General features: G+C 64.7%; 23 protein-coding genes and 2 pseudogenes. 17 read left to right on the forward strand and 8 right to left on the reverse strand.

Going from position 1 to position 26402, the window contains the following annotated elements; genetic code table 11:
• Positions 1–133 precede the first annotated feature (133 nt).
• On the forward strand, positions 134–1474 hold the full coding sequence (locus tag ACRQ5Q_RS04770; protein WP_439396259.1) for a glycoside hydrolase family 3 N-terminal domain-containing protein: 1341 nt from the start codon (positions 134–136) through the stop codon (positions 1472–1474).
• On the opposite strand, the gene ACRQ5Q_RS04775 is transcribed toward ACRQ5Q_RS04770, so the two are convergent.
• The 3 genes from ACRQ5Q_RS04775 to ACRQ5Q_RS04785 form a co-directional block, all read right to left on the reverse strand.
• A complete protein-coding gene (locus tag ACRQ5Q_RS04775) occupies positions 1471–3090 on the reverse strand; it encodes an ABC transporter substrate-binding protein (RefSeq protein WP_439396261.1) in 1620 nt (539 codons plus the stop codon). The two genes, ACRQ5Q_RS04770 and ACRQ5Q_RS04775, sit on opposite strands and share 4 nt — an antisense overlap.
• 93 nt (positions 3091–3183) lie before the next feature.
• Positions 3184–4638, reverse strand: coding sequence for a dihydropyrimidinase (hydA, locus tag ACRQ5Q_RS04780; RefSeq protein ID WP_439371281.1), 1455 nt, complete (start codon positions 4636–4638; stop codon positions 3184–3186).
• 93 nt (positions 4639–4731) lie between these two features.
• Positions 4732–5340: a TetR/AcrR family transcriptional regulator gene (locus ACRQ5Q_RS04785; protein WP_439396262.1), complete on the reverse strand. Its 609-nt coding sequence runs from the start codon at positions 5338–5340 to the stop codon at positions 4732–4734.
• A gap of 103 nt (positions 5341–5443) precedes the next feature.
• Here ACRQ5Q_RS04785 and ACRQ5Q_RS04790 point away from each other — a divergent pair.
• The 6 genes and pseudogenes from ACRQ5Q_RS04790 to ACRQ5Q_RS04815 all read left to right on the forward strand — a co-directional run bounded on the left by ACRQ5Q_RS04790 (position 5444) and on the right by ACRQ5Q_RS04815 (position 9612).
• Positions 5444–6132, forward strand: a pseudogene (locus ACRQ5Q_RS04790) (PspA/IM30 family protein).
• 39 nt (positions 6133–6171) lie between these two features.
• A complete protein-coding gene (locus ACRQ5Q_RS04795) occupies positions 6172–6447 on the forward strand; it encodes a YiaA/YiaB family inner membrane protein (RefSeq protein ID WP_439371278.1) in 276 nt (91 codons plus the stop codon).
• A gap of 220 nt (positions 6448–6667) precedes the next feature.
• Entirely contained in the window at positions 6668–7729 is a 1062-nt protein-coding gene (locus ACRQ5Q_RS04800; protein ID WP_439371277.1) for an amidohydrolase family protein, read from the forward strand.
• A 71-nt stretch (positions 7730–7800) separates the two neighbouring features.
• Positions 7801–8913, forward strand: a complete 1113-nt coding sequence (locus ACRQ5Q_RS04805; protein ID WP_439396264.1) for an amidohydrolase family protein — start codon at positions 7801–7803, stop codon at positions 8911–8913.
• 6 nt (positions 8914–8919) lie between these two features.
• On the forward strand, positions 8920–9333 hold the full coding sequence (locus tag ACRQ5Q_RS04810; protein WP_439371275.1) for a Rieske (2Fe-2S) protein: 414 nt from the start codon (positions 8920–8922) through the stop codon (positions 9331–9333).
• Positions 9334–9405: 72 nt separating this feature from the next.
• The gene (locus ACRQ5Q_RS04815; RefSeq protein ID WP_439396265.1) at positions 9406–9612 is read left to right on the forward strand and encodes a hypothetical protein; all 207 of its coding nucleotides are present in this window, start codon (positions 9406–9408) and stop codon (positions 9610–9612) included.
• Between the two features lie 56 nt (positions 9613–9668).
• Here the strand turns inward: ACRQ5Q_RS04815 and ACRQ5Q_RS04820 are convergent.
• A pseudogene (locus tag ACRQ5Q_RS04820) lies at positions 9669–9818 on the reverse strand (short-chain dehydrogenase); the annotation flags it as partial.
• 107 nt (positions 9819–9925) lie between these two features.
• On the opposite strand from ACRQ5Q_RS04820, the gene ACRQ5Q_RS04825 reads away from it, so the two are divergent.
• From ACRQ5Q_RS04825 to ACRQ5Q_RS04840, 4 genes are all read left to right on the forward strand, one after another.
• On the forward strand, positions 9926–11422 hold the full coding sequence (locus ACRQ5Q_RS04825) for an aldehyde dehydrogenase family protein (protein ID WP_439371273.1): 1497 nt from the start codon (positions 9926–9928) through the stop codon (positions 11420–11422).
• Positions 11423–11540: 118 nt separating this feature from the next.
• Positions 11541–12668 carry an alkene reductase gene (locus ACRQ5Q_RS04830; RefSeq protein ID WP_439396267.1) on the forward strand — a complete coding sequence of 376 codons (1128 nt, stop codon included), beginning with the start codon at positions 11541–11543 and terminating at the stop codon, positions 12666–12668.
• Between the two features lie 222 nt (positions 12669–12890).
• Positions 12891–13394 carry a GFA family protein gene (locus ACRQ5Q_RS04835; RefSeq protein ID WP_439371271.1) on the forward strand — a complete coding sequence of 168 codons (504 nt, stop codon included), beginning with the start codon at positions 12891–12893 and terminating at the stop codon, positions 13392–13394.
• Between the two features lie 107 nt (positions 13395–13501).
• A complete protein-coding gene (locus tag ACRQ5Q_RS04840; RefSeq protein WP_439371270.1) occupies positions 13502–15163 on the forward strand; it encodes a thiamine pyrophosphate-binding protein in 1662 nt (553 codons plus the stop codon).
• Between the two features lie 155 nt (positions 15164–15318).
• On the opposite strand, the gene ACRQ5Q_RS04845 is transcribed toward ACRQ5Q_RS04840, so the two are convergent.
• The gene (locus ACRQ5Q_RS04845) at positions 15319–16698 is read right to left on the reverse strand and encodes an LLM class flavin-dependent oxidoreductase (protein ID WP_439396269.1); all 1380 of its coding nucleotides are present in this window, start codon (positions 16696–16698) and stop codon (positions 15319–15321) included.
• Positions 16699–16951: 253 nt separating this feature from the next.
• Here ACRQ5Q_RS04845 and ACRQ5Q_RS04850 point away from each other — a divergent pair, with 253 nt between their 5' ends.
• The 6 genes from ACRQ5Q_RS04850 to ACRQ5Q_RS04875 all read left to right on the forward strand — a co-directional run bounded on the left by ACRQ5Q_RS04850 (position 16952) and on the right by ACRQ5Q_RS04875 (position 22819).
• Positions 16952–18337: a M20 family metallopeptidase gene (locus ACRQ5Q_RS04850; protein WP_439396271.1), complete on the forward strand. Its 1386-nt coding sequence runs from the start codon at positions 16952–16954 to the stop codon at positions 18335–18337.
• A gap of 99 nt (positions 18338–18436) precedes the next feature.
• On the forward strand, positions 18437–19348 hold the full coding sequence (locus ACRQ5Q_RS04855; RefSeq protein ID WP_439396273.1) for an amino acid ABC transporter substrate-binding protein: 912 nt from the start codon (positions 18437–18439) through the stop codon (positions 19346–19348).
• A 246-nt stretch (positions 19349–19594) separates the two neighbouring features.
• Positions 19595–20326, forward strand: a complete 732-nt coding sequence (locus tag ACRQ5Q_RS04860) for an amino acid ABC transporter permease (RefSeq protein WP_439371266.1) — start codon at positions 19595–19597, stop codon at positions 20324–20326.
• A gap of 4 nt (positions 20327–20330) precedes the next feature.
• A complete protein-coding gene (locus ACRQ5Q_RS04865; protein WP_439371264.1) occupies positions 20331–21023 on the forward strand; it encodes an amino acid ABC transporter permease in 693 nt (230 codons plus the stop codon).
• A 12-nt stretch (positions 21024–21035) separates the two neighbouring features.
• Positions 21036–21767 (forward strand): amino acid ABC transporter ATP-binding protein, encoded by a 732-nt coding sequence (locus ACRQ5Q_RS04870; RefSeq protein WP_439371262.1) that lies wholly within the window; start codon positions 21036–21038, stop codon positions 21765–21767.
• Between the two features lie 191 nt (positions 21768–21958).
• Positions 21959–22819, forward strand: coding sequence for a D-amino-acid transaminase (locus tag ACRQ5Q_RS04875; RefSeq protein WP_439396275.1), 861 nt, complete (start codon positions 21959–21961; stop codon positions 22817–22819).
• Positions 22820–22929: 110 nt separating this feature from the next.
• On the opposite strand, the gene ACRQ5Q_RS04880 is transcribed toward ACRQ5Q_RS04875, so the two are convergent.
• The 3 genes from ACRQ5Q_RS04880 to ACRQ5Q_RS04890 all read right to left on the reverse strand — a co-directional run bounded on the left by ACRQ5Q_RS04880 (position 22930) and on the right by ACRQ5Q_RS04890 (position 26337).
• Positions 22930–23391: a carboxymuconolactone decarboxylase family protein gene (locus ACRQ5Q_RS04880; RefSeq protein ID WP_439396277.1), complete on the reverse strand. Its 462-nt coding sequence runs from the start codon at positions 23389–23391 to the stop codon at positions 22930–22932.
• Positions 23392–23420: 29 nt separating this feature from the next.
• Positions 23421–25037 (reverse strand): MDR family MFS transporter, encoded by a 1617-nt coding sequence (locus tag ACRQ5Q_RS04885; protein ID WP_439371259.1) that lies wholly within the window; start codon positions 25035–25037, stop codon positions 23421–23423.
• Between the two features lie 118 nt (positions 25038–25155).
• Positions 25156–26337: an HlyD family secretion protein gene (locus ACRQ5Q_RS04890; protein ID WP_439396278.1), complete on the reverse strand. Its 1182-nt coding sequence runs from the start codon at positions 26335–26337 to the stop codon at positions 25156–25158.
• Between the last annotated feature and the right edge of the window lie 65 nt (positions 26338–26402).

The following is a 26402-nucleotide window of genomic DNA, read 5'->3' on the forward strand; positions in this document are numbered from 1 at the left end:
GAGGCCGGGGCCTTCGTCTGCATGGTTTCAGGAGTTTTTTGCAGTTTTCGTGCAGGCGCGCTTTTGCCTCTCGTACATCGCAAATCGCTTTGATAGGTGCGAAGCATTCGGCACTCCCTCCGCGTGACGCATCATGCAATTCCTCAATCGCCTCGGTCTCATCCTGCTCTGGCTTGCGGCGCCACTTGCCGCATTCGCGGCCGCGAACAAGAACGATCCTTATCTGCTCCCGCTGCGTGGCGGCGGAAACATCGCACTTGTCGCCGCAAGCATCCTGATCGTCATCGTCCTGCTGCGCAGGGGGCGATGGCGCGGCATCGCGGGCAAGCTGCTCGTCATGCTCTGGTGCCTGCCGCCGCTTCTGATGTCCACGGCACATCTGAAGTTCGAGCTGCGCAAGCGCGACGTCCTCGCCGCCAGCGCCGCCGAGGCGCACCAGCTCGGGCCGCACTTCATGGTCGGCTATTCCTCCTTTCCCGAGGTCGCGCGCCTTGCCGGGCAGGGCCTGATCGGCGGCATCTATGTCACCCGGCACAACATCGGCGGCCGGACCATCGAGGCGCTGCGTGCCGAGATCGCGGCGCTCCAGGACAAGCGCCGCGCCGCCGGCCTGCCGCCGCTCGTCGTTGCCGCCGATCAGGAGGGCGGCATCGTCGGGCATCTCGCCCCGCCGCTGACGAAGGTGCCGGCGCTGGCGACGCTCACGGGACTTGCTCCCGACGAGCAGCAGGCCAAGGCCGAAGAGTTCGGCCGCATCCACGGCCGCGAGCTCGCGGGTCTCGGCGTCAACCTCAACCTTGCGCCGGTGCTCGACCTCAGGCCGCCGCAGCGGCGCAACCGGCTCGATTTCCATACGCTGATCGGCCAGCGCGCGATCGCGACCAATCCCGTCGTCGTCAGCACGATCGCGAGTGCCTATGTGCGCGGACTGGAAGAGACGGGTGTCGGCGCGACGCTGAAGCATTTCCCCGGCATCGGCCGCGTGCGCACCGACACGCATCATTTCAGTGCCAGGCTCGACACGCCGGTGAAGGAGCTGGAGACAACCGACTGGCTTCCGTTCCGCGAAGTGCTGTCGCATTCGCGCAGCGCCCTCATGGTCGGCCATGTCACCCTCACGGCCGTCGATCCCGATCGCGCCGCGTCGCATTCCAGGCAGGTCGTGCAAGGAATCGTCCGCGGCAAGTTGGGCTACCAGGGCATGGTGATGACCGACGACCTCGTGATGGGCGCGATCTACCAGAACGACGTCTGCAAGGCCGTGGTCGAGGCGATCAATGCCGGCGTCGATCTGCTGCTGGTCGCCTACGACGGCGCGCAGTTCTACCGGGTCTTTGCCTGCGCTCTGGAGGGATCACGGCAGGGCAGCCTCGATGCGGCGATGCTGCATGCGAGTGCGGCGCGGCTGGAGCGCGGTTTTCCGATCGCGCAGGCACCCGCCTCTTCGGCAATCAGCATCGCGCGTCGCAACTAGCCCTTGGCAAATTGACGATAGTCCGGTTCGCGGTGAAACCAGAATTCGTAACCGCTGACGTTCTTCTGCATGGCGACGTCGTGGATCGGCTGATTGAGCGGAATGACGGGAACGTCGCGCATGCAGAGTGCGATGAAATCCTTCACGCATCTGTCGTATTCCGCGGCATCCGTGGTGAAGCGCGCCTTGTCGATCAGCGCGTCCATCGCCTTGTTCTGGTAGGAGGAGATGTTGAAGATCGAGTTGTTGCCGTGGAAATTCCAGTAGAAATAGTATTCGGGATAGTCGAGCCAGCCGCTGAAGCGGTTGAGCGCGAGCGGCAGCTCCTTCTTGTTCAGCGTCGTCCGCCAGTTCGCGCCGGGGATTTTTTCGATTCCCGCCTTGATGCCGATCTTGGCGAGGCTCTCCTGGATCAGGATCGCGGTCGGCTCGCCGACGGTGGCCGTGCCCGTGTCCAGCGACAGCGTGGTCTCCAGGCCGGCTTCGAATCCTGCTTCCTTCAGCAAAGCCTTCGCCTTGTCGAGATCGGTGACATAGGGAAACGGCTGCGGCCAGACCGGATTTGAGACCTCCGCCGAGCCGCCGTACATCGGAACGGCGCGGCCGAAGAAGGCGCTGGTCTGGATCTGCTCATAGGGCATCGCCCAGGCGATGGCCTGGCGCAGCTTGGCATTGTCGAACGGCGGCTTTGCCGTGTTGAGCGCGACATACCAAAGCGCGTTCGGGATCGGCACGCCCGAGACCTTGACCTTGCCCTCTTTGATGATCTGCTCGAAATCACGCGGCGCAAAGCCGCTGGAGATATCCGCATCGCCCCGCTCCAGCATGGCGCGGCGGGTGCCGGCGGAGGGGACGTCGCGCGCGATCACGCGCTTGACCTTCGGCAGCGGTCCGCTCCTCCAGTCATCGAAGCGCGTCAGCACGGTCTCGCTGCCGGGCTTCCAGCTCTCGATCCTGTAGGCGCCGCCGCCGGCCTCGTTGTTCTTCAGCCATGCGAGCGCCCAGGGATCTTCCGCCGTCGCATTCTTCTTCGCCAGCTCGGAATTGATGATGAAGGGCACGACGACGGCGACGTTGAACAGCAGCATCTTGTCCTTGCGGACATAGTCGATGCGGAAGGTGTGATCGTCGACCACCGCGAACTGCTCGGGCTTTTCCAGGGAGCCGGCCGACATCTGGAAGGTCGGAAAGCCGCCGACCTTCACGGCGCGGTCGAACGACCATTTGACGTCCTTGGCGGTAACAGGCGTGCCGTCGTGGAATTTTGCGTCCTTGCGCAGCTTGAAGGTGCAGGACATGCCGTCGGCGGCGACCTCCCAGCTCTCGGCCAGCTCGGGCGCGAGCTTCTCGCGATCGTACGAGACCGTGCCGTCGGGCAGCGTCTTGGAGGCGTAGGTCAGCAGGCGGTCGTAGCAATTCCAGGACAGGCCGTTGACCGTCTGGTTGGAGCCCACGCCCTGCATGTCCAGAGAGTTCGGCCCGAGCTCCTGCACCACCAGCAGTGTCTCAGCTCGCCCCTGCGCCCAGGCGAGACGTGGAGCAAATGCTGCCATACCAGCGGCGAGGCCGCCTAGCACCGCGTCGCGCCGGGTCACATTGTGGGGTGCATCACTCATCGCCGCCTCCGTCAGAGAATTGTCCGACATCGAGAGGCAAGGCGTGTGCCATCGGCGCGCTTCGAGGTGTCACATGCCTTGCGCCCGAACGCGCTAGGGCGTCACCGCACCGCGTGCGACCGCGCGCGGGGCGGTCAGCTCCTTCCAGGTGGAATTGGCAACATGCACCGGCGAAAATGCCGGCCGCGCGACGTAATGGCCGTCCCCGGCTTCGGCTCGCAAATCGCCGTCCTTCCAGACGACGCGGCCGCGCGACAGTGTCACGGCCGGCCCGCCGGTGCAGGCAAAGCCTTCGAAAACATTGTAATCGATCTTGCTCATCTGCCGCCTGGCAGTGATGGTCTTCGTCGCCTTGGGGTCCCACACGACGACATCGGCATCCGAGCCGACGGTGACCGCGCCCTTGCGTGGATAGATGTTGAGGATGCGGGCGATGTTTGCGGAGGTCACCGCGACGAATTCTTCCTTGGTGAGCCGCCCCGTGACGACGCCCGTGGTCCAGAGCAACGCAAGGCGATCTTCGAGGCCGCCGGTGCCGTTGGGGATCTTCCTGAAATCGCCGAGCCCGAACCGCTTCTGTTCGGTGGTGAAGGCGCAGTGATCGGTCGCGACCACCTGCAGCGAGCCGGACTGCAGGCCGGCCCAGAGGCTGTCCTGATGCTGCTTGTCGCGGAACGGCGGCGACATCACGCGCTGCGCGGAATGATCCCAATCCTTGTTCTGATACTCGCGCTCGTCGAGCAGCAGATGCTGGATCAACGGCTCGCCGTAGACGCGCTTGCCGGCGGCGCGTGCCCGCGCGATCGCCTCATGCGCCTCGCGGCAGCTGGTGTGCACGATATAGACCGGCGTGCCCGTCATGTCGGCGATCATGATGGCGCGGTTGGTGGCTTCGCCCTCGACCTCGGGCGGCCGCGAATAGGCGTGTCCCTCCGGACCGGTGACGCCGCGCGCGATCAGCGCCTCCTGCATCAAGGCGACGACGTCGCCGTTCTCGGCATGGACGACGGGCATCGCGCCGAGATGGGCGCAGCGCGCGAACGAGTTGTAGAGCTCGTCGTCGTTCACCATCAGCGCGCCCTTGTAGGCCATGAAATGCTTGAAGGTGTTAATGCCGTAGGTTTTGACCACGGTCTCCATCTCGTCGTGGATCTGCCTCGACCACGACGTCACCGCCATGTGGAAGCCGTAGTCGCTGGCGGCCTTCTCGGATTTGTGCCGCCACTCCTGATAGGCCGCGAGCATCGACTGGCCCGGATCGGGCAGGCAGAAATCCACCACCATGGTGGTGCCGCCGCTCAGTGCCGCCTTGGTTCCCGATTCGAAATCGTCGGCGGTCACCGTGCCCATGAACGGCATTTCGAGATGGGTATGCGGATCGATCCCGCCCGGGATGACGTAGGCGCCGCCGGCATCGACGATCTCGGTGCCAGCGGGCGCCTCGATCGACGGGCCTACCGCGACAATGATCTCGCCGTCGATCAGCACGTCCGCGCGGCGCGAATGATCGTGATTGATGACGGTGCCGCCGCGGATGAGGAGGGGCATGAGAGGCTCCGGGAGAGGTGAGGGACGGCCGAAGGCTAAGCGCGCCACCTGCGATGCGACAGGCGAAATTTTAGTCAGCCGCCGCCATCCTTTTCACTCTGCGCGCGCGACCAGCCCGTCGATCATCGCGCGGACGAGGCCCGCGATCTCCTTGCGCAGCGCCGGCAGGGGAACGGCGACCAGCTTCTGCTCCAGCCCGAGCGCCACCATGCCATGCACGGCCGAGAACAGGCTGCGCGCGGTGACGCTCAGCTCATCCGGACTGCGCTTTGGAAGCAGCGCCCCCAGCGGCTGGTAGATGTGGCGGAACGGCTGCAACTGGTCGTCGATCGACCAGTCAGGAAGCACCTTGTCGGTCTCCATGCGGTGCTCGAACAGCGCGCGCCAGAGCTCGAGGTTTTCGGCGGCGAAGTCGCAATAGGCAAGGGCGATGCGGACCAGCGTCTCATGCGGCGACGGATCGTTCGTGCGTACCGCCGCGCTGAGCGCCTCGTCCAGCCGGCGCAGCGTGCGCGAGCCGACGCGCAGGACCAACTCGTCCACGTCGGTGACGAGATTGTAGACCGCGCCATTGGCGCAGCCGATCTCGCGGGCCAAATCGCGGGTTTTCAGGCCCGCCAATCCCCGCTTAGCGATCATCCGCTCGGCCGCCTGGATCAGGTCGACCCGCAACTTCTCTCGACGTTCCAGTGCTTTAGACATTATTAATCAAATTCCTGAGCGTCGCTCAAACATTCGTTGAACGATGTTCAAGTTTTCTGCTACAAATCCTCTGTGAGCAACGCTCATAAATAGGGAGCTGCAGATGTTCAAGACCGTCGTGACACTATTCCGCGGCAGCGTGGCCGCCGCGGGCGAGGAGCGGGAGGACCGAACGGCCCTGCTGATCCTGGATCAGCAGATGCGCGATGCCGCCGCCGCGGTGGAGCGCAGCAAACGGACGCTGGCGCTTGCGATTGCACAGGACCAGCAGGAGGGCCGCAAGCTCGAGGCGACCCTCGCGCGCATCGCTGACCTCGAGACCCGCGCAGTTGCCGCGCTCGATGGCGGCCGCGAGGATCTCGCCAAGGAAGCGGCAGAGGCCATCGCGGGTCTCGAAGCCGACCGCGATGCGGCGATGACAGCACGCGCGCTGTTCACGACCGAGATCGCGCGGTTGAAGCGGCACGTGACCAACGCGCAGGCCCGCATCACCGAGCTCGATCGCGGCCGGCCCGTGCCTCGGAAGCGGTGCGCTCGCTCCGTCGCAGCGGCATCGAGGTGGCGCGTCCCTACGAAGCCACGCTGCCGGAAGCCGAGAGCACCTTGAGGCGGCTGCGCGAGCGGCAGATGGAAGCCCAGGCCAGCGACGACGCACTGGTCGAGCTCGACGCGGCCACGGGTCCCCTCGCTACTGCCGAGCGTCTCGCGGAGCAGGGCTTCGGCCCCCGGCTCAAGACGACCGCAGACGACGTCCTTGCGCGGCTGAAGTCCAAGCGCACGCCTATGGCTTGAACTGACACCCCTTTTCATTCGAAACAACAGGAGACAGTCATGAACCAGAACGGCCAGCCCCATAGCAGCGCCTGGGTCACCTTCACCTACGTGTCCTTCGCGGCCTCCGCCTTCCTCGTCGCCGTCGGCGTCTTCTTCCTGCCGATCGACCTCTGGATGAAGGGCTATCTCGCCATGGGCATCGTGATGCTGATCCAGACCTGCATCACGCTGACCAAGACCGTGCGCGACAATCACGAGAGCAGCCGGCTGGTGAACCGCATCGAGGATGCCAGGGCCGAGCGGCTGCTGATGGAGGTTTCCAAGGCGGCTTGAGGCGAGGGCGCCTGGAACTGCGCCGCGGCTTGCAGCGAGACGCGGTGGGCGGCCGAGCATCCACCGCATGCCTGATCAGCATCGCGCCTGCGCAACCGAGCCATGACGGATCGCGCGGGCGTGCGGCCTTGCGCAGCGGCGGCGGCCGACGCACTCTGTCCGGGCGGCGCGAAGAGCGCCGCCAATAAAGACGGTGCGAGGAAACTCCGAGGAACCCTGCATGGCCGTGACGCGGATCGACTGCGACATCCATCCGGCGGTTGGTGGCACGCGCACGACGCTGCTTCCCTATCTCAGCGACCACTGGAAAGAGCAGGTGGTGAGCCGCGCCATCGACGGGCTCGATCTCACCTCCTATCCGCCGAGCATGCCGCTCTCGGGTCGCGCCGACTGGCGGCCGGTCAACGGTACCAAGCCCGGCTCCGATCTCGCCATGGTGCAGAAGGGCGCGTTTGACCAGCTGGGTTCCAGCCACGCGATCCTGAACGTGCTCTACGGCGCACAGGCGGTGTTCGACGCCTACATGGCGGCGGACTTCTGCAAGGCCATCAACGACTGGATCGCCGCCGAGTGGCTGTCGCGCGATCCGCGCCTGCGCGCCTCCATCGTGCTGCCGATGCAGGCGCCGGATCTGGCGATCGAGGAGATCGAGCGCCGCGCCGGCGATCACCGCTTCGTCTCCATTCTGGTGCTGGCGCAGGGCGAGACGCTGCTGGGACGGCGGCATTTCTGGCCGGTCTACCAGCTCGCGGAGAAGTACAAGCTGCCGCTCGCGATCCACGCCGGTACGCAATATCGGCAGGCGCCGAGCTCGGCCGGCTGGCCGTCGCACCGTTACGAATATTACTTCGTCGAGGCGCAGGCATTTCAGGCGCAGATCCTCAGCCTGATCTACGAGGGCGTGTTCGGCAAATTTCCTGATCTGAAGGTCGTGCTGATGGAGTCGGGCGTCAGCTGGCTGCCCGCCTTCATGTGGCGCGCCAACAAGACCTGGCGCGGCGTCCGCGTCGAGGTACCCTGGGTCGAGCGCGAGCCGGCGTCGATCGTCCGCGAAAATTTCCGTGTCACCATGCAGCCGTTCGACGCGCCGGGCGATGCAAGAAGCGTCGAGGAGATCATCGACCAGATCGGCTCGGAAAAGATGTTCCTGTTCGCGTCCGACTATCCGCACTGGCAGTTCGACGGAGACGATCCGATCCCGCCGAACCTGCCGAAGAGCTTGATCGCGAAGATGTGCGTCGACAATCCGCTGGAGACGTTTCCGCGTTTGAAACTGAACTAGCGCATGATCCGGAAACGTAGGCACCGGCTTTCCGATAAGATCATGCGCAAACAAAGAGTTTGGAGGTTCGCATGAGTGAGGTCATCGACCGGCCGCTGCGTGACGACGAGAAACCCGCCGCATCAAAGCTGCGCATCGTCGACTGCGACGTGCATCCGAGCCTGCACTCGGTCGACGACCTCAAAGAATTCCTGCCGCAACGGTGGCAGCAGCATCTGAAGGAATATGGCAGCCATCTGCGCACGCCGTACCTGTTCACCACACCCTATCCGCGCTCCTCGCCGCTGATCGCGCGGCGGGATGCCTGGCCGCCGACCGGCGGGCCGCCCGGCTCCGATCTCGCCTTCATGCAGAAGCAGCATCTCGATCCCCTCGACGTCGAGTTCGGCATTTTGCAGGTGCTCGATCTCTTCATCTTCTCGCAGCAGAACCTCGAATTCGGCGCTGCGATCCAGCGCGCCATCAACGACTGGCAGCTGGCGTTCTGGTCGCATCGCGATCCGCGCCTGAAGGCCTCGATCCTGGTCGGGCAGGACGGGGTGGATCTCGCGATTGCCGAGATCGAGCGCTGCGCGAAAACCGGCGAGTACATCCAGATCAATGTCTCGCCGCGCGCCAACGAGCCGCTCGGCCGCCGACGTTACTGGCCGATCTACGAGCGTGCCCAGGAGCTTGACCTGCCGCTCGGTATCCATGTCGGCGGCTATGGCGGACATGCGCCGACCGGTGGCGGCTGGCCGTCTTATTATGTCGAGGAGCATCAGTCGAACGCGCATACCATCGCGGCGCAGCTTGCGAGCCTCGTCATCGAAGGCGTGCCGGAGCGCTTCCCAAGACTGAAGATCGTCTTCATCGAAGGCGGGTTCGGCTGGATTCCCTCGGCGGTGTGGCGCATGGACCAGCATTTCGAGCGCTTCCGCAGCGAGGTGCCGCATCTCAAGCGCAAGCCGTCCGAATATGTCCGCGAGCATTTCTGGTTCACGACCCAGCCGATCGACGAGCCTGACGAGGCGCGGCACCTGCGCGCGCTGATCGAATGGGTCGGCGTCGACCGCTTGCTGTTCTCGTCGGACTATCCGCACTGGGATTTCGACGACCCACGCTTCGCCTTCAAGACGCCGCTGTCCGAGGCGGAGCGAAGGAAGATCTTCAGCACCAATGCGCGTGCGGTCTATAAATTCTGAGACAGTATGGCCCGTCACATCGTCGCTACCACCTCGGAGATCCCGCCCGGCGGCAACAAGGTCGTCGCTGTCGCCGGCCGCGACATCGTGGTGTTCCACGTCAACGGCGAGTTCTTCGCGCTTCTGAACCGCTGCCCGCATGAAGGAGCGCCGCTGGAGAAGGCGGCCTGCGTGGCGCGGCTGACCTCGCCCGAGCCGGGCGTTTACGAGCGCTCGCGCGTCGGCGAGATGCTGCGCTGTCCCTGGCACGGCTGGGAGTTCGACATGCGCAACGGCCAGTCCTGGTTCGATCCCAAGCGCGTCAGGATCCGGTCATATCCGGTCGCGGTGGAGCGCGGCGAGGAATTGCAGAAGGGCCCCTATGTTGCCGAGACGTTTCCGGTGCATGTCGAGGACAGTTATGTGATCGTTGAGGTCTGAGCGGGCTTTGCGCATTGTGATTTGAATACAGGTGCGATATGGCTCTCGCGCTTTCAGAGGCGGAGACGAGCTTTGTCGAAACAATCCCTGCGTGAGGAGGCCGAGCGCCTGATCCGCGAATCGATGGAAAAGAAGACCATCGTCGTCAAGCAGGGCGCGACCCGCATCGAGGCCGTCTGCGGCAGGTGCGGCGCGCCGAACCGGGTGCAGGCGGAAAAAGGCCAGACCCGCGTCAAGTTCGCCTGCAAGAATTGCGGGCACAAGCAAGAGACGCTGTAGGGCGCTTCACCTCTCCACGTAAGAACGGGGCGAGGGAGTGAGAGAACCGTGCAAGCCTACTCCCCCTTCACGAATCTCTCGAACGCATCCGCATAATCCGGGTGCCAGCGCGACAGCGGCGGGCGGTTCTCGACGGTATCGCCCGCCGCCCACAGCATGCGCTTTTCGTCCACGGCGCGCGGCACGTCATTGTCCGGGCACACGATGTTCGTTCCTCGCCGCCTTTACGCCCTTCCGGCACCGCTGTATTCTGCTCGACCTAACGATCCCAGCGAGATCGAACCCAATCAATGATCTGACAGGGAGTGCCGCCATGGCTGTGTCGCAGGCTATTCCGATCACGCGCCACCCGTTCGCAAACGGGTCCTACAAGCAGATGCTGATCGACGGCAAGTGGGTCGACGCGGCCTCCGGCAAGCGCTTCGAGACCCGCAATCCAGCCACCGGCGAACTGCTCGCGACGGTCGCCGAGGGCGACAAGGAAGACATCGACCGTGCGGTCGCCGCGGCCCGCCGCGCCTTCGAGGGGCCTTGGAGCAAGGTCAAGCCGTTCGAGCGGCAGAACCTGCTGCTTAGGCTCGCCGACCTCGTCGAAAAGAACTTCGACGAATTGTCGCAGCTCGACACGCTCGACATGGGCGCGCCGCTCAGCCGCACGCGCGCCTATCGCCTGCGTGCCATAGGCATGCTGCGCTACTACGCCGGCCAGACCACGGCGATCCATGGCGAGACCATCGAGAACTCGCTGCCGGGCGAAATCTTCTCCTACACGCTGAAGGAGCCGGTCGGCGTCGTCGGCGCCATCATTCCCTGGAACGGTCCGCTCTCCGCGACGATCTGGAAGATCGGGCCTGCGGTCGCGACCGGCTGCACCGTGGTGCTCAAGCCCGCCGAGGAGGCGCCGCTGACCTCGCTGCGCATCGCCGAGCTCGCGATGGAAGCCGGCATTCCGCCCGGCGTCGTCAATGTCGTGCCCGGCTATGGCGAGACCGCCGGCGCCGCGCTCGCCTCGCATCACGACGTCGACAAGGTCGCCTTCACCGGCTCGCATGTCACCGGCCAGTCGATCATCCGCGCTTCGGCCGGCAACCTCAAGCGCGTCTCGCTCGAGCTCGGCGGCAAGTCGCCGGACATCGTGTTTGCCGATGCCGATCTCGATGCCGCCGTGCCTGGCGCGGCGATGGCGGTGTTCGCCAATTCGGGGCAGATCTGCAGCGCCGGCACGCGCCTGTTCGTCGAGCAGGCGATCTACGACGAGTTCGTCGGCCGCGTCGCCGAGTTCGGCAAGAAGCTGCAGGTCGGCAACGGCCTCGATCCCAACGTGCAGATCGGCCCGCTGGTTTCCGAGCAGCAGCTCGAACGCGTCACCGGCTATCTCGACATCGGCCAGAAGGAAGGCGCGCAGGCGCTTGCCGGCGGCGGCCGCGTCACTGAAGGCGCATTGTCGAAGGGCTTCTTCGTCTCGCCGACGGTGTTCGCCGGTGTCCAGGACAACATGCGGATCGCGCAGGAGGAGATCTTCGGTCCCGTCATCTCCGCGATCGCGTTCAAGGACATGGACGAGCTGGTCAAGCGCGCCAACAACACCACATTCGGCCTCGGCTCCGGCCTGTGGACGCGCGACGTCACCAAGGCGCATGCGGTGGCGAAGCGCCTGCGCGCCGGCTCGGTGTGGGTGAATTGTTACCAGGCGATGGATCCGGCCGTGCCGTTCGGCGGTTACAAGATGAGCGGCTATGGCCGCGAGTCCGGCAAGCAGCATGTCGAGGAATATCTCAACGTGAAGGCGGTCTGGATCAAGACGGCGTAACATCTGTTCCCTTCCGCGTTCCGCGGCGGGGAATATCTGCTATTGCACGGGCGGCACCTTTTCGAGGGGCCGCCCGTCGCTATATGATCCGCATCCTTTCATAGCATCCGGAGTTCGCATGAAATTCGAGGCGTTGTTTCAACCGTTGCAGGTCGGTCCGTACAAGCTCGCCCATCGCGTCGCGATGGCGCCGTTGACGCGCATGCGGGCCGAGCGCGAGAGCTTTTCGCCGCGGCCGCTCAACGCCGAATATTACGGCCAGCGCGCGACCAAGGGCGGCCTGATCATCGCCGAGGCCTCGCCGGTGCTCTCCCACGGCCGCGGCAACCCGGCGACGCCGGGCATCTATACGGACGCGCAGATCGCCGGCTGGCGTAAGGTGACGGATGCCGTGCACGCCAAGGGCGGCATCATCTTCCTCCAGCTCTGGCATGTCGGCCGCGTCTCGCATTCCTCTTTCCATGGCGGTGAGCTGCCGGTCTCGGCCTCGGCGATTGCGATCAAGGCCGAAGGCATGAAGGCGATGACTGCCGACGGCAAGATCGCCGATTACGAGACGCCGCGCGCGCTGGAGACGGAGGAGGTCAAGGGCATCGTCGAGGCCTTCCGGCAGGGCGCGAAGAACGCGCTGGCCGCCGGCTTCGACGGTGTCGAGATCCACGGCGCCAATGGCTATCTGCTCGAGCAGTTCCTGCAATCGCGCAGCAACCAGCGCAGCGATCAATATGGCGGATCGATCGAGAACCGGGCGCGGCTTCTGCTCGAGGTCACGCAGGCTGCGATCGACGTGTGGGGGGCGAACCGCGTTGCCGTGCGGCTGTCACCGCACGGTATCGCCAACGATTCCGGCGAGCCCGATCCGATGCCGCTCTATACGTACGTCGTGAAGGCGCTGGGCAAGCTGGGTCTGGCCTATCTGCATTTGATCGAACCGCGCTCCAGCGGCGCCGGCCGCGCCGATGTCCACTGGGACAACGTGCCCTCCGCCATGGTGCTGTTCCGGCCGCTCTACAGCGGCGTGCTGATGACCGCCGGCGGCTTTACCGGCGAGAGCGCGAACGCGGCGATCGCCGAGGGACACGCCGACATCATCGCCTTCGGCCGCATCTTCATCTCCAACCCGGACCTGCCGCGGCGCCTGGAGCACGATTACCCGATCACGCCCTACAACCGCGCGACGTTCTATGGCGGCGAGGAGAAGGGGTATACGGATTACCCGGTGTACGACGAGCTGACGCCGGCGTGACTCTGCCGTAGCCCGGATGAGCGAAGCGATAACCGGGACTTTCGCCAGAGCAAGTCTTTTCCCGGATGTCGCTTCGCTCATCCGGGCTACGAGCCTATTGTTCAGGCTCCGACGGCACCACAAATTCCGTCATTGCGAGCGCAGCGAAGCAATCCAGAATCTTTTCGCGGAGGCAGCCTGGATTGCTTCGCTGCGCTCGCAATGACGACGGAGAAAGCAATCATGGCCAAAGCCGCAGGTGCCGCAGGAACCGCCACCGGCCAATGCCTCTGCGGCAAGGTCACCTTCGAGATCGACGTCCCCGCGCGCTGGGCCTGGCATGATCACTCTGCCAGTAGCCGGCGCGCCCATGGCGCGGCCTACGCCACCTATGTCGGAAGCTGGAAGAAGCGCTTTCGCATCACCTCGGGCAAGACTGCGCTGACCCGCTACGAGGACAAGGCCACCAAGACCGCGCGCAGCTTCTGCTCGCATTGCGGCACGCCGATCGCGTATGAGCGCCCGCGCGGGCCGCACATGGTCAACATTCCTCGCGCGCTGTTCACGGAACGCACCGGCCGCCGGCCGCTGTATCACATTGCGATCGAGGAGCTGCAGGAATGGGCCTATACCGGCGAGCCCCTGGTGCCGCTGAAGGGTTTTCCGGGCGTGGTGTGGCAGCGCGCGAAAAAGAAGAAGCGCGCTAGCGGCGAGGATCCTTTCGAGCTGGGGCGGGAGGAGATGTAGCTCCGCGACCACGCAACGCAGCCATGACCGCGCTTCCTTGCGCGCCTCCTGCGACTTCGGCCATCATGCTTTCCGTCCTTGCGGCAACGTCCGCTCCTGGAGGAAGCATGAAGAACAAGATCACCGGCCGCTCCGCCTTTCTCGCGCTGCTCAAGGACGAGGGCATCACGCACCTGTTCGGCAATCCCGGCACCACCGAATTGCCGATCATGCACGCGCTGAAGGACCATCCTGACTTGACCTATGTGATGGCGATGCAGGAGAGCCTGGTGGTCGCGATCGCCGACGGCTACAGCCGCGCTTCCGGCAAGCTCGTCGCCTGCAACGTCCATGTCGCACCCGGCCTCGGCAACGCGATGGGCTCGCTCTACAACGCCCAGTTCACGGGCACGCCGATGATCTTGACCGCGGGCCAGCAGGAGCAGGGCCATGGCCTGATGGAGCCGGTGCTCTACGGCCCGCTGGTGCGCATGGCCGAGCCGCTGGTGAAATGGGCGGTCGAGGTGACGCGGCTGGAGGATCTGCCGCGCATCGTGCGCCGTGCCGCCAAGGTTGCGATGACGCCGCCGACCGGGCCGGTGTTCATCTCGCTTCCCGGCGATATCCTGAACAGCGAGGCCGGGATCGATCTCGGCCGCTCCACCCGTATCGATGCGCGGACAAAGCCATCGGACGAAGCGCTGCAGGCGTTTGCCGCGCGGCTGCTCAAGGCCGAGCGCCCCGTGATCGTCACCATGGACGAGGTGGTCAAGAGCGATGCGCTGAAGGAGGCGGCCGAGCTCGCCGAGCTGCTCGGCGCTGCGGCATATCAGTCCTCGACGCCTTATGGTGCGCACTTCCTCTCGGAGAGCCCGAGCTTCCTCGGCACGCTGGCGCGCGTGCAGAAGGCGGCGCGCGATACGCTCGCGCCTTACGATCTCCTGATCGCGCTGGGCGGCGATCCCTTGCGGATGTCGGTTTATAGCGAGATCGACGCGCTGCCTGACGGTCTCGGCGTCGTGCAGATCGGCCTCGTCGATTGGGAGATCGCCAAGAACTATGGCGCGGAGATCGCGCTGAAGGCGGATCTGAAGGAAACGCTGCGCGCGTTGATCCCGGTGCTGAAGGAGATGGGCGGCGCAAGGCTGGCGAGCCGCGCGAAACAGCGCCTTGCCGAGCTCGGGCCGAAGAACTGGAGCGCGCGGCGCGCCGCGTTGGTCGAGCAGATCGGCAAGAGCGCCGGCCGCAACCCCATCGATCCGGACTTCCTGGTGCTGCAGATGGTCGAGGCCATGCCCGACCATGCGATCCTCGTCGATGAAGGGCTCACCTCCAGCCGTCATGTAACGGCGCTGCGGCCGCATCGCGACCGCTACGGCTATCACGGTCTTGCCTCCGGCGGCATCGGCTGGGGCCTGCCGGCCTCGGTCGGCGTCAGCATTGCCAATCCGGATCGTCCAGTCGTCTGCTTCTCAGGCGACGGCAGCGCGATGTATTCGATCCAGTCGCTGTGGACTGCGGCGCATCACAAGCTGCCGCTCAACGTCGTCATCGCCAACAATGGCGGCTACCGCATCATCAAGCAACGCCTGCTCGCCTTCCATGGCGACGACAATTACGTCGGCATGGATTTTGTCGATCCGCCCGTGGATTTTGCCGGCGTAGCCAAGGCGCTCGGCTGCGAGGCGATCAAGATTGGCGATCCCCGCGAGCTGAAGGCGACGCTGGCGTCCGCGTTTGGCCGGCCGGGGACGAAGCTGATCGAGGTTATGGTGGACGGGAAGGTGTAGGTAGGCGGCCTCCACCGTCATTGGGAGCGTAGCGAAGCAATCCAGAATCTCTCCGCGATGACGGCCTGGTTGCTTCGCTGCGCTCGCAATGACGAGGAGGAAGCACGCTCCCTCTCCAACGTCGTCCTGGCCTTGGCCAGCACGACACCGGGCTTCTAACCCTTCTTCCCCACCCGGTACCCCGCCGCCGGGTGTGGCGCACCCAACCGCGGGCGGCCGGTGCCGAACAGTTTTTCCCGCAACGTGCCCTTGGCATACTCGCTCTTGTACCGCCCGCGCCGGGTCAGTTCCGGCACCAGCATGTCGGCGATGTCCTCGAAATCGCCGGGCGAGACCGCGAAGGCCACATTGAGACCGTCGACGTCGGTCTTCTCGAACCAGTCCTCGATCTTGTCCGCGACCATCTCCGGCGTGCCGACCACGACGGGACCGGCGCCGCCGATGCCGACATGCTCGATGACGTCGCGCACGGTCCAGACCCGATCAGGATCGGCGCGGGTGACGTTGTCCATCGCGCTGCGGCCGGCATCGTTCTGGACGTGGCGCACCTGCTGGTCGAGGTCGTAGCCGGAGAAGTCGACGCCAGTCCAACCCGACATCAGCGCCAGCGCCCCTTCGGGACTGATATGGCGGCGATAGTCGGCGTGTTTCTCCTTCGCCTCGGCTTCCGTCCTTCCAAGGATGATCGTCATCATCGAGAACATCAGGATTTCGGCCGGGTTGCGGCCGAGCGCGGCGGCTTCTTGCCGGATCGCGGAGACCCGCGGCGCGATCACCTTGGCCGACGGTCCGGACATGAACACGCATTCGGCGTGCTTGGCGGCGAACTGCCGGCCGCGTGGCGAGGTGCCGGCCTGATACAGCACGGGCGTGCGCTGCGGCGACGGCTCGCTGAGGTGAATGGTGTTGTTGATGCGGTAGTTCGCACCCTCATGATTGACGCGATGGACTTTTGCGGGATCGGTGAAGATGCCTCGCGCCCGGTCGCGCAGCACGGCGTCGTCTTCCCAGCTGCCTTCCCAGAGCTTATAGACGACCTCCATATATTCGTCGGCGATGTCGTAGCGGTCATCGTGCCCGGTCTGCTTGTCCTTGCCGGCGCCGCGCGCGGCGCTGTCGAGATAGCCGGTGACGACGTTCCAGCCGATTCGCCCTTCGGTGAGATGATCCAGTGTCGACATCCGCCGCGCGAACGGGTAGGGCGGCTCGAATGACAGATTGCTGGTGACGCCGAACCCCAGGTCTTTCGTCACCGCCGCCATTGCCGACAGCAGCAGCAGCGGCTCGTTCGACGGCGTCTGCGCTGCATTGCGCAAGGCTGCGTCAGGGCTGTTGCCATAGACGTCGTAGACGCCGAGCACGTCCGCCAGGAACAATCCGTCGAAGCGGCCACGTTCCAGGGTCCTGGCCAGATCGATCCAGTAGGACAGGCGATGATAGTCGGTGGTGCGGTCGCGCGGATGGGTCCACAGGCCCGGTGACTGGTGTGCGACGCAATTCATCGCAAAGGCGTTGAGCCTGATCTCTTTGGCCATGCTGGTCCCTCGGCGCCCTGTACTGCGCGCTCTTCGAATGATAGATGTGCGCCCCAATTTGGCGAAGTTCTTGCATATCGCGTGCGCTTGGCAAGGCCGAAACCAGCGGCGCTCCCGCTCTTGGCAAGCCAATCTCGAGAGAGCAAGAAAGAAATCGCAAGAGAACTACAAGAACTATCCAACTCCCCGCCACTTTCGACGGCCTATGTAGCCCGCTACGTTCGCCCGCGTCGAAACCTTGAAAATGAAAGCAATGACCAGAGCCGACGCCATCGCCCGAGCCCGCGACGACTTCAAATCCGGTGCGTTCCTCACTGAGCTCGACCGTCGCGTCGCCTACAAGACCGAGAGCCAGAATCCGTCGCGCGGCGCGGAGCTGCGCGCCTATCTGGAACAGGAGATGCAGCCGGCTTTCGCTGCGCTCGACTTCACCAGCCGCATCGTCGAATCCCCTAGCGGAAAGGCGCCGTTCCTGTTCGCGGAGCATCACGAGAGCGCGTCCGCCCCGACCGTGCTGGTCTACGGCCATGGCGACGTCGTCGACGGCATGGAAGGCGAGTGGCGCGAGGGCCGCGATCCCTGGCGCACGACGCTTTCGGGCACGCGCCTCTATGGCCGCGGCACGGCCGACAACAAGGGCCAGCACAGCATCAACATGGCGGCGCTCCGTGCGGTGCGCGCCGCGCGCGGCGGCAAGCTCGGCTTCAACGCCAAATTCATCGTCGAGATGGGCGAGGAGATCGGCTCGCCCGATCTCGGCAAGGTCTGCGACCTCAATCGCGACGCGCTCGAGGCCGATTTGTTCATGGCCTCAGACGGGCCGCGCCTGTCCGCAGATCGCCCGACACTGTTTCTCGGCTGTCGCGGCGGCATCCGCATTCATCTCGACGTGAATTTGCGCGATGGCGGCCACCATTCCGGCAATTGGGGCGGTGTGCTCGCCAACCCCGCGACCATCCTGGTCAACGCGATCTCGACGCTGGTCGACGGCCATGGCCGCCTCCAGCTCGACGCGCTGAAGCCGCCGCGCCTCACGAACCAGATCCGCAGCTATCTTGCCGACGTCGAGGTGGTGCCGACCGCTGACGAGCCGGCGCTCGCCGAGAACTGGGGCGAGGAAGGGCTGTCGGCGGCCGAGCGGCTCTACGCCTGGAACACGCTCGAGGTGCTGGCGATGTCCTCGGGCAACATCGAGCAGCCGGCGAACGCCATTCCCGGCCATGCCAATGCCGTGCTGCAACTGCGTTTCGTGGTCGGCACCAAGATCGACGGCTTGATCGACACCATCCGTGCGCATCTCGTCGCCAAGGGCTTTCCGATGGTCGAGGTGCGGGCGGCCCAGAGCTTTGCTGCATCGCGCACCGATTTCGACAGTCCCTGGATCAAATGGGCCGCGGATTCGGTGCTGGCGACCACCGGCAAGCCGCCGGCGGTTTTGCCGAATTTCGGCGGCTCGCTGCCCAACGACGTCTTTTCCGAGATCCTGGGCCTGCCGACGATCTGGGTCCCGCATTCCTATCCCGGCTGCTCCCAGCATGCGCCCAATGAGCACATCCTGCTGCCTTTGACCGAAGAGGCCTTGACGGTGATGGCCGGGCTGTTCTGGGATCTGGGGGAATTGCCAAAACCGCCAGCCTGAGCCGTTAACCTGAGCCGCCATCCAGCCAAAAGTCACATTCTAATCCGGGCCGATTTGTGCTTGCATCCGGCCGCATCATCCTGAAAGGGGAAGAAAAAAGTGAAAGATTTCCGTCACATCGGGCTCGCGCTCGCCGCGACCTTCGCCGTCAGCCAGGCCGGGGCCCAGGAGCTGACCGGCACGCTGAAGAACATCAAGGACACCGGCGCCATCACGCTGGGCTTCCGCGACTCCTCGATCCCGTTCTCCTATCTGGACGACAACCAGAAGCCGATCGGGTTCGCGATGGACATCTGTTACAAGATCGTCGACGCCGTGAAGAAGGAACTCAAGCTCGACAAGCTCGAGGTCAAGCTCAACCCGGTGACCTCCGCGACTCGTATCCCGCTGATGGCCAACGGCACCATCGACCTCGAATGCGGCTCGACCACCAACAATGCCGAGCGCCAGAAGCAGGTCGCCTTCACCAACACGCACTTCCTGACCGCGAGCCGCTACGTCTTCAAGAAGTCGAGTGGCATCAAGTCGATCGACGATCTCAAGGGCAAGACGGTGGTCTCGACCGCCGGTACCACCAACATCAAGCAGCTCACCGAAGCCAACGTCGCGAAGGGCCTCGGCGCCAACATCATCCCGGCCAAGGACCACGCCGAAGCCTTCCTGATGGTCGAGACCGACCGTGCGGTCGCCTTCGTCATGGACGACATCCTGCTCGCCAGCCTCGTTGCCGGCTCGAAGTCGCCGGATGACTACGCGATCTCCAAGGACGCGTTCTCCAAGCCCGAGCCCTACGGCATCATGCTGCGCAAGGACGACGCACCGTTCAAGAAGGTGGTCGATGCTGCGACCGCTGCGCTCTACACCTCCGGCGAGGGCGAGAAGATCTACGCCAAGTGGTTCACCCAGAAGATCCCGCCGAAGGGTCTGAACCTGAACACGCCGATCTCGGCCGAGCTGAAGAACGAGTTCGCCAAGCCGACGGATTCGCCGAACCCGGACGATTACAAGTAAGATGTTACTTGCCTCTCCCCGCGCGCGGGGAGAGGCCGGAATTCCAGCGCAGCTTGAATTCCGGGTGAGGGGGACTCTCCACGAGTCCGACTATCACCTCCCTCGTGGAGAGCCCCCCTCACCCTGACCCATTCCCCGCACGCGGGGAGAGGGAAGAAATTCCAGCCACTCTTGAGGGAGAGTGGCCGGACATTTGCATAGGCGCCGGGACAATCTGTATGAGCGGCGCGTTCGCGCGGGGGACACGTGAACTACCACTGGAACTGGGGAATTTTCTTCGAGCCGAACCCGATGGGGACCGGCACCTATCTCGACATGCTGCTGTCGGGACTGGCGCTGACCATCAAGACGGCGCTGCTCGCCTGGATCATCGCGCTGATCTTCGGCTCGATCGTCGGCGTCATGCGCACGCTGCCGTCGCGGGGCGCCTACTGGTTCGGCTTCTGCTGGGTCGAGTTCTTCCGCAACATGCCGCTGCTGGTGCAGCTCTTCCTGTGGTTCTTCGTGCTGCCGGAATTGCTGCCGAGGGCCGCTGGCCTGTGGCTCAAGCAGTTGCCGAACGCCCCGTTCTGGACGGCGGCGATCGGCGTCGGCCTGTTCATGTCGGCGCGTGTCGCGGTGCAATTGCAGGCGGGCATCTCCTCGCTGCCGCGCGGGCAGAAGATGGCGGCGACCGCGCTCGGGCTCACCACCGTGCAGGGTTACCGCTACGTGCTGCTGCCGATGGCGTTCCGCATCATCCTGCCGCCGCTGACCTCCGAGTTCCTCAATACCATCAAGAACACGGCGGTGGCCATCACGATCGGCCTGATCGAGCTGACGGGACAAGCGCGCTCGATGCAGGAATTCTCTTTCCAGGTGTTCGAGGCCTTCACGGCCGCGACCATCCTCTATCTCCTCGTCAATGCCGTCGTCGTGACCGCGATGCGCTTCCTCGAGCGCTGGGTCGCGATCCCGGGCTACATCACGGGGAAATAGCGCCATGCTCGGGAATTTCGATTTCGACGTCATCCGCCGCGCGCTGCCCTATCTGTTCTACGAGGGCATGACCTTCACGCTGACGCTGACGGGGCTTGCAGCGCTTGGTGGCCTGGTCTTCGGCACGGCGCTCGCTCTGATGCGGCTGTCCGGTCTCAAGACCCTCGGGCGCATCGCCGGCCTCTATGTCGACTTCATGCGCTCGCTGCCGTTGGTGCTGGTGATCTTCTGGTTCTACTTCCTGGTGCCCTATATCGGGCAGTGGCTGACCGGCGCCTCGCGTCCGATCAGCGTCGGCGCGTTCGCCTCCTCGCTCGTCACCTTCATCATGTTCGAGGCGGCGTATTTCTCCGAGATCATGCGCGCCGGCATCCAGTCGATTTCGCGCGGCCAGCCGGCCGCGGCCAGCGCGCTGGGGCTGACCTACGCCCAGACCATGCGCTACGTCGTGCTGCCGCAGGCGTTCCGCAACATGCTGCCGGTCCTGATCACGCAGACCATCGTGCTGTTCCAGGACACCTCGCTGGTCTACGTCCTGTCGATCACGGACTTCCTCGGCGCGGCGAGCAAGGTCGCGCAGCGCGACGGACGTCTGGTCGAAATGTATCTGTTCGCAGCCCTCGTCTACTTCACCATTTCCTGTATCGCGTCCTTCGGCGTCCGCCGCCTGCAGGCGCGCATCGCCATCATTCGCTAGAGCATGTCGGTCATGATCGAAATCAGCCACGTCAACAAATGGTACAGCCCGACCTTCCAGGTGCTGACCGACTGTACCACCAGCGTCACCAAGGGCGAGGTCGTCGTCGTCTGCGGCCCCTCGGGCTCGGGCAAGTCGACGCTGATCAAATGCGTCAACGCGCTGGAGCCGTTCCAGAGCGGCGACATCCTGGTCGACGGCACCAAGGTCAACGATCCCAAGACCGATCTGCCGAAGCTGCGCTCGCGCGTCGGCATGGTGTTCCAGCACTTCGAGCTGTTCCCGCACCTCAAGATCATCGACAATCTCTGCCTCGCGCAGGAGAAGGTGCTGGGCCGTGGGCACGACAAATCGGTCACCAAGGGCATGCAGCTCCTGGAGCGCGTCGGCCTGAAGGAGCAGGCGCAGAAGTTTCCGGCGCAGCTCTCCGGCGGCCAGCAGCAGCGCGTTGCGATTGCGCGCGCGCTCGCGATGGATCCGATCGTCATGCTGTTCGACGAGCCGACCTCGGCGCTCGACCCCGAGATGGTCAGCGAGGTGCTGGACGTCATGGTCGACCTCGCCCGTGAAGGCATGACCATGATGGTCGTCACGCACGAGATGGGCTTCGCCCGCAAGGTCGCCAACCGTGTCATCTTCATGGACCGCGGCGAGATCGTCGAGGACGCCCCGAAGGACGATTTCTTCGGCAAGCCGCGCAGCGACCGCGCGCAGAAGTTCTTGTCGAAGATTTTGTCGCATTAACTGCTCTGTCATTCCGGGACGCGCCTCCTGGCGCGGGCCCGGAATCCATCGGGCGGCAGTATGCGAGTGAGATGGATTCCGGGTTCATTCGCTTTGCGAATGCCCCGGAATGACCGATCGAGGGTTTATCGGGCCCGCCAAATCTCCTATACCGGTCCCCAAATTCCCCTTCCCCTCCCAGGAGACCTGCCTTGGACCCGCTCGCCTATGTCAACGGCTCATTCGTCCCGCTCTCGGAAGCCAAGATCTCGGTCCTTGATCGCGGCTTCCTGTTCGCCGACGGCATCTACGAGGTCTCGGCGGTGCTGGACGGCAAGCTGGTCGACAATGCCTCGCACCTCGCCCGGCTGGAGCGCTCGGTCGGCGAGATCAAGCTGAAGCTCCCCGAGACGATCGAGCGCATCACCGAGCTGCAGAAGGAGCTGATCGCGCGCAACAAGGTCGAGAACGGCCTCGTCTACCTCCAGGTCACACGCGGCGCCGACAAGGGCCGCGACTTCCCGTTTCCCAAGGGTGACGTCAAGTCGAGCCTGGTGATGTTCACCTCGGAGAAGGACATCATCAACGTCCCCGTCGCAAAGACCGGCATCAACGTGATCACGGTGCCTGACATCCGCTGGGAGCGCCGCGACATCAAGAGCGTCGCGCTGCTGGCGCAGGTGCTGGCGAAGCAGGCCGCGGCCGAAGCCGGTGCCGGCGAAGCCTGGATGCTGCAGGATGGCTACATCACCGAAGGCGGCTCGTCCTCGGCGTTCATCCTCACCAAGGACGACGTCATCGTCACCCGCAAGAACTCCAACGCGATCCTGCCGGGCTGCACCCGCAAGGCTGTGATCGCACTGGCCGAAGAGCGCCAGCTCCGCGTCGAGGAGCGATCCTTCACGGTCGCCGAGGCGCTTGCCGCCAAGGAGGCGTTCATCACGTCGGCCTCGTCCTTCGTGCAGCCGGTGGTCGCCGTCGACGGCAAGAAGATCGGCGACGGCAAGCCGGGCCCGATGGCCACGCGCCTGCGCGAGATCTACGTGGAGTTCGCCAAGGCGACGGCGGTTTAGGCTGCTCTACCAGTCGGTCGGACTTGGGTTGCGGCTGCACCTTGCCTGGCCCCTCACCCGGATCGCGGCGTGAGGGGCTGCTGCCGAAGGGACTGGCGAATATGGCCAGCCTACGCCACCGAGGCCTTCACCTTCACCGGATGTACCGCGCGGAACGCGATCGCGACCCTGTTCCAGGCATTGATGGCGCCGATCAGCATGGTCAGGTTCACGGTGTCGGCGTCGGAGAATTGCGCGCGAACCTGTTCGTAGACGTCGTCCGGCGCGTGCGTCTCCGAGATCAGCGTCACGGCTTCCGTCCAGGCCAGGGCGGCGCGCTCGCGGTCGGAATAGAGCGGGGATTCGCGCCAGGCATTGAGCAGGTAGATGCGCTGCTCGGTCTCGCCGCGCTTGCGGGCGTCCTCGGTGTGCATGTTGATGCAGAAGGCGCAGCCGTTGATCTGCGAGGCCCGGATCTTGACCAGCTCGATCAGCGATTTCTCCAGGCCCGTCGACTGGATCTGCTCTTCCAACGCCAGCAGCGCCTTGATCGTATCGGGCGCGGCCTGGTAGTAGTTCATGCGGGGCTTCATGGTCGTTCTCCTTGCTTCTTCGGTTGGGATCAATGAGCTCCGCCAGCTGAAGTCTGGCCGGGCTTCTTCAGGAAGAATACGGCGATGAGGGCGACGATCAGCGCCATGCCGAGCAGATAGAAGGTATCGCTGAAGGCGAAGATATAGGCCTGCTTCTGCACGATATGGCCGATCGCAACATAGGCGCGATGCGAGGCGTCAGCACGGTCGAGGATGCCGTGATTGACGAAATATTGCGTCAGCTGTTCCAGCCGCGTCCGCGTCGCCTCCTCGAAAACCGAGACCGACTGCATCAGCACGTTGGAGTGATATTGCTCGCGCTTGGTCAGCACGGTCTGCAGCAGCGCGATGCCGACGGCGCCGCCGAGATTGCGCATCATGTTGAACAGGCCGGAGGCGGAACCTGCATTCTCCGCCTCGATGCCGGCAGTTGCCAGCGCCGACAACGGCGCCATCACCAGCGCCTGGCCGATGGCGCGAACGACGTTGGGCCACAGCAGCTGGTCGGCGGCGTAGTCGTTGGTCATGTAGATGTTCATGAAGTTCGAGGCCGCGAACAGCACGAAGCCGATGCCGATGATGATCCGCGCGTCGAACTTCTGCATCAGGCGCGGCACCAGCGGGATCAGCACCAGTTGTGGCAGTCCGGTCCAGGCCAGCACCATGCCGATCTGCTCGGCATTGTAGCCCTGGATGCGGGCGAGATATTGCGGCAAAATGAACACCGAGCCGTACAGCGCGATGCCGAGCAGGAAATTCGCCAGCATGCCGAAGCCGAAATTGCGACGGACCAGCAGCCGCAGATTGAGCAGCGGCTTCTTCACGGTGAGCTCGACGATCAGGAACGCGGTCAGCGCCACGGCCGCGATCACGCTGAGCTTGACGATGAAGGGCGAGCCGAGCCAGTCGTCCTTGTTGCCTTCCTCCAGCACGGTCTGCAGCGCGGAGAGCCCGATCGCCATGGTGATGATGCCGGCCCAGTCGCCCTCGCGCAGCAGGGAAAGCTTCATCGGCCTGGCCTCGAGCGCGTACCAGAGCATGCCGACCATGATCGCGCCGGGCACGAGATTGACGTAGAAGATGTACTGCCAGCCGAAATTCTCGGTGAGATAGCCGCCGATGGTCGGCCCGATCGCCGGCGCGAACGTCGCCGACAGCGCGAACAGCGCAAGGCCGACCGGCTGCTTGCCGCGCGGCAGCAGCGTGATGATCAGCGTGAAGGCCATCGGGATCAGCACGCCGCCGGTAAAACCCTGCACCGCGCGCAGCACGATCATCTGGGGCAGATCCTGCGCCAGCGCGCAGGCCGCCGACAGAAGCAGGAACAGGACCGCATTGGTGAGCAGATAGATGCGGATCGAGAACACCTGCGCCAGCCAGCCGGACAGCGGGATCACCACGATCTCGGCGATCAGATAGGAGGTCGAGATCCAGCCGCCGTCGTCGATGCCGGCGCCGATCGCGCCCTGAATGTCGGCGAGCGAGGCGTTGACGATCTGGATGTTCAGCACCGCCATGAAGGCGCCGAGCGTTGCACCGATCACCGCGATCCAGGTTTTTGCCGAAACGGCCGGTGCCGCGGGGGCGACGGGGGCGGCGATGTGGGCGGCGGATGCAGCATTGAGGGTGGGTTGGAGCGTGCTCATGGAAGCCTCGTCTCAATTGCGGAGACAGGATGTATTGGGCGGACGAAATCGATAATCGAGGAAGTCTTGGAAGGATCATCCGGCAGGATTTGACAATCCCGCCGGAGCCTTCCTGCCTTCAGCTGCCGTTCGGCCGCGTCGTGTTGTCGGCGAGGCGCTTGGCCGTCTCGCGCTCGGCCAGCACCGTCGCCTTGGTGTCGACGGTCGGCACCGCGGACATGCCGGGCCGCAGCAGGCCGGTGAGGCTGTGATCGTCGAGCACGATCTTCACCGGCACGCGCTGTACGATCTTGGTGAAATTGCCCGTGGCATTGTCGGGCGGCAGCAGTGCGAATTCAAGTCCGCTGGCCGGCGACAGACTGTCGACGTGGCCGTGCAGCGTGCGATCACGAAAACTGTCGACGTGCAGCTCGACCGGCTGGCCCGGCCGCACATGTGTCAGCTGCGTCTCCTTGAAGTTCGCGACGACATAGACCGCATCGAGCGGCACCACCGCCATCAATTGCGTGCCGGCCTGCACGTATTGGCCGACGCGCAAGCTGCGGGCGCCGACCGTCCCGTCCACCGGCGCGGTGATGTCGGTATAGGACAGGTTCAGCGCCGCCTGCTGCGCGACTGCGCGGGCGCGCTCGAGCTGGGCCGTGGCCTGGGCGCGCTGGGTGGTGAGCACGTCGACCTTGCGCTGCGCGGCCACGAGGCCCGATTTCGCGTGCTGCAATTGCGCGTTGCTGGCGCGCAGGGCCGCATCGGTCTGCTGTGCGCGCTGGATCGTGCCGGAGCCCGACTTCATGAGGTCGTCGTAGCGGGCGCGCTCCTCTTGCGCGAATTTGAGATTGGCGTCCGTGGCCGCGACGTCGGCGGTGCTCTGCTCGATCACCGGCTGCTGCAGCTCGAGCTGGGCATCGATGTTGCGCACCGAGGCTTCCCCGGCGGCGACGTCGGCTCTCGCCTGGTCGAGCGCCGCATTGAAGTCGCGGTCGTCGATCCTGGCGAGGAGCTGGCCAGCCTTGACCTTCTCGTTGTCGCCGACCAGCACCTTGGCGATGTAGCCGGAGACCTTTGGCGCGATGATCGTGGAGTCCGCCTTCACATAGGCGTCGTCCGTTGTCTCGAGGTAGCGGCCGTAGGTCCAGTAGTCGTGTCCGTAGTAGACCATGGTTGCCGTGCCCGCGAGGAGTACGAGCACCAGGGCCGCGCGCCGGACCTTGTTGCGGGCCGGGACAGTCGGCGGCGCCCTGGTATAATCGCGAGCAATTTCAGTTGCTTGCTGGAAGGTCTGGGTGCGGGGCATCTCGGACATCGCGGTCTCCTGTCGTCTCGCTGAGACTATCGGTCTTGCAGGCCCCGGTGATAATTGGCTAAATT

The sequence above is a fragment of the Bradyrhizobium sp. PMVTL-01 genome (assembly GCF_051861855.1).
In the GTDB taxonomy this organism is placed as follows: domain Bacteria; phylum Pseudomonadota; class Alphaproteobacteria; order Rhizobiales; family Xanthobacteraceae; genus Bradyrhizobium.

Coding starts and splice junctions, on each gene's coding strand:
- ACRQ5Q_RS04770 (WP_439396259.1), top strand. CDS start 134: ATGCAATTCCTCAATCGCCTCGGTCTCATCCTGCTCTGGCTTGCGGCG.
- ACRQ5Q_RS04775 (WP_439396261.1), bottom strand. CDS start 3,090: ATGAGTGATGCACCCCACAATGTGACCCGGCGCGACGCGGTGCTAGGC.
- hydA (WP_439371281.1), bottom strand. CDS start 4,638: ATGCCCCTCCTCATCCGCGGCGGCACCGTCATCAATCACGATCATTCG.
- ACRQ5Q_RS04785 (WP_439396262.1), bottom strand. CDS start 5,340: ATGTCTAAAGCACTGGAACGTCGAGAGAAGTTGCGGGTCGACCTGATC.
- ACRQ5Q_RS04795 (WP_439371278.1), top strand. CDS start 6,172: ATGAACCAGAACGGCCAGCCCCATAGCAGCGCCTGGGTCACCTTCACC.
- ACRQ5Q_RS04800 (WP_439371277.1), top strand. CDS start 6,668: ATGGCCGTGACGCGGATCGACTGCGACATCCATCCGGCGGTTGGTGGC.
- ACRQ5Q_RS04805 (WP_439396264.1), top strand. CDS start 7,801: ATGAGTGAGGTCATCGACCGGCCGCTGCGTGACGACGAGAAACCCGCC.
- ACRQ5Q_RS04810 (WP_439371275.1), top strand. CDS start 8,920: ATGGCCCGTCACATCGTCGCTACCACCTCGGAGATCCCGCCCGGCGGC.
- ACRQ5Q_RS04825 (WP_439371273.1), top strand. CDS start 9,926: ATGGCTGTGTCGCAGGCTATTCCGATCACGCGCCACCCGTTCGCAAAC.
- ACRQ5Q_RS04830 (WP_439396267.1), top strand. CDS start 11,541: ATGAAATTCGAGGCGTTGTTTCAACCGTTGCAGGTCGGTCCGTACAAG.
- ACRQ5Q_RS04835 (WP_439371271.1), top strand. CDS start 12,891: ATGGCCAAAGCCGCAGGTGCCGCAGGAACCGCCACCGGCCAATGCCTC.
- ACRQ5Q_RS04840 (WP_439371270.1), top strand. CDS start 13,502: ATGAAGAACAAGATCACCGGCCGCTCCGCCTTTCTCGCGCTGCTCAAG.
- ACRQ5Q_RS04845 (WP_439396269.1), bottom strand. CDS start 16,698: ATGGCCAAAGAGATCAGGCTCAACGCCTTTGCGATGAATTGCGTCGCA.
- ACRQ5Q_RS04850 (WP_439396271.1), top strand. CDS start 16,952: ATGACCAGAGCCGACGCCATCGCCCGAGCCCGCGACGACTTCAAATCC.
- ACRQ5Q_RS04865 (WP_439371264.1), top strand. CDS start 20,331: ATGCTCGGGAATTTCGATTTCGACGTCATCCGCCGCGCGCTGCCCTAT.
- ACRQ5Q_RS04870 (WP_439371262.1), top strand. CDS start 21,036: ATGATCGAAATCAGCCACGTCAACAAATGGTACAGCCCGACCTTCCAG.
- ACRQ5Q_RS04880 (WP_439396277.1), bottom strand. CDS start 23,391: ATGAAGCCCCGCATGAACTACTACCAGGCCGCGCCCGATACGATCAAG.
- ACRQ5Q_RS04885 (WP_439371259.1), bottom strand. CDS start 25,037: ATGAGCACGCTCCAACCCACCCTCAATGCTGCATCCGCCGCCCACATC.
- ACRQ5Q_RS04890 (WP_439396278.1), bottom strand. CDS start 26,337: ATGTCCGAGATGCCCCGCACCCAGACCTTCCAGCAAGCAACTGAAATT.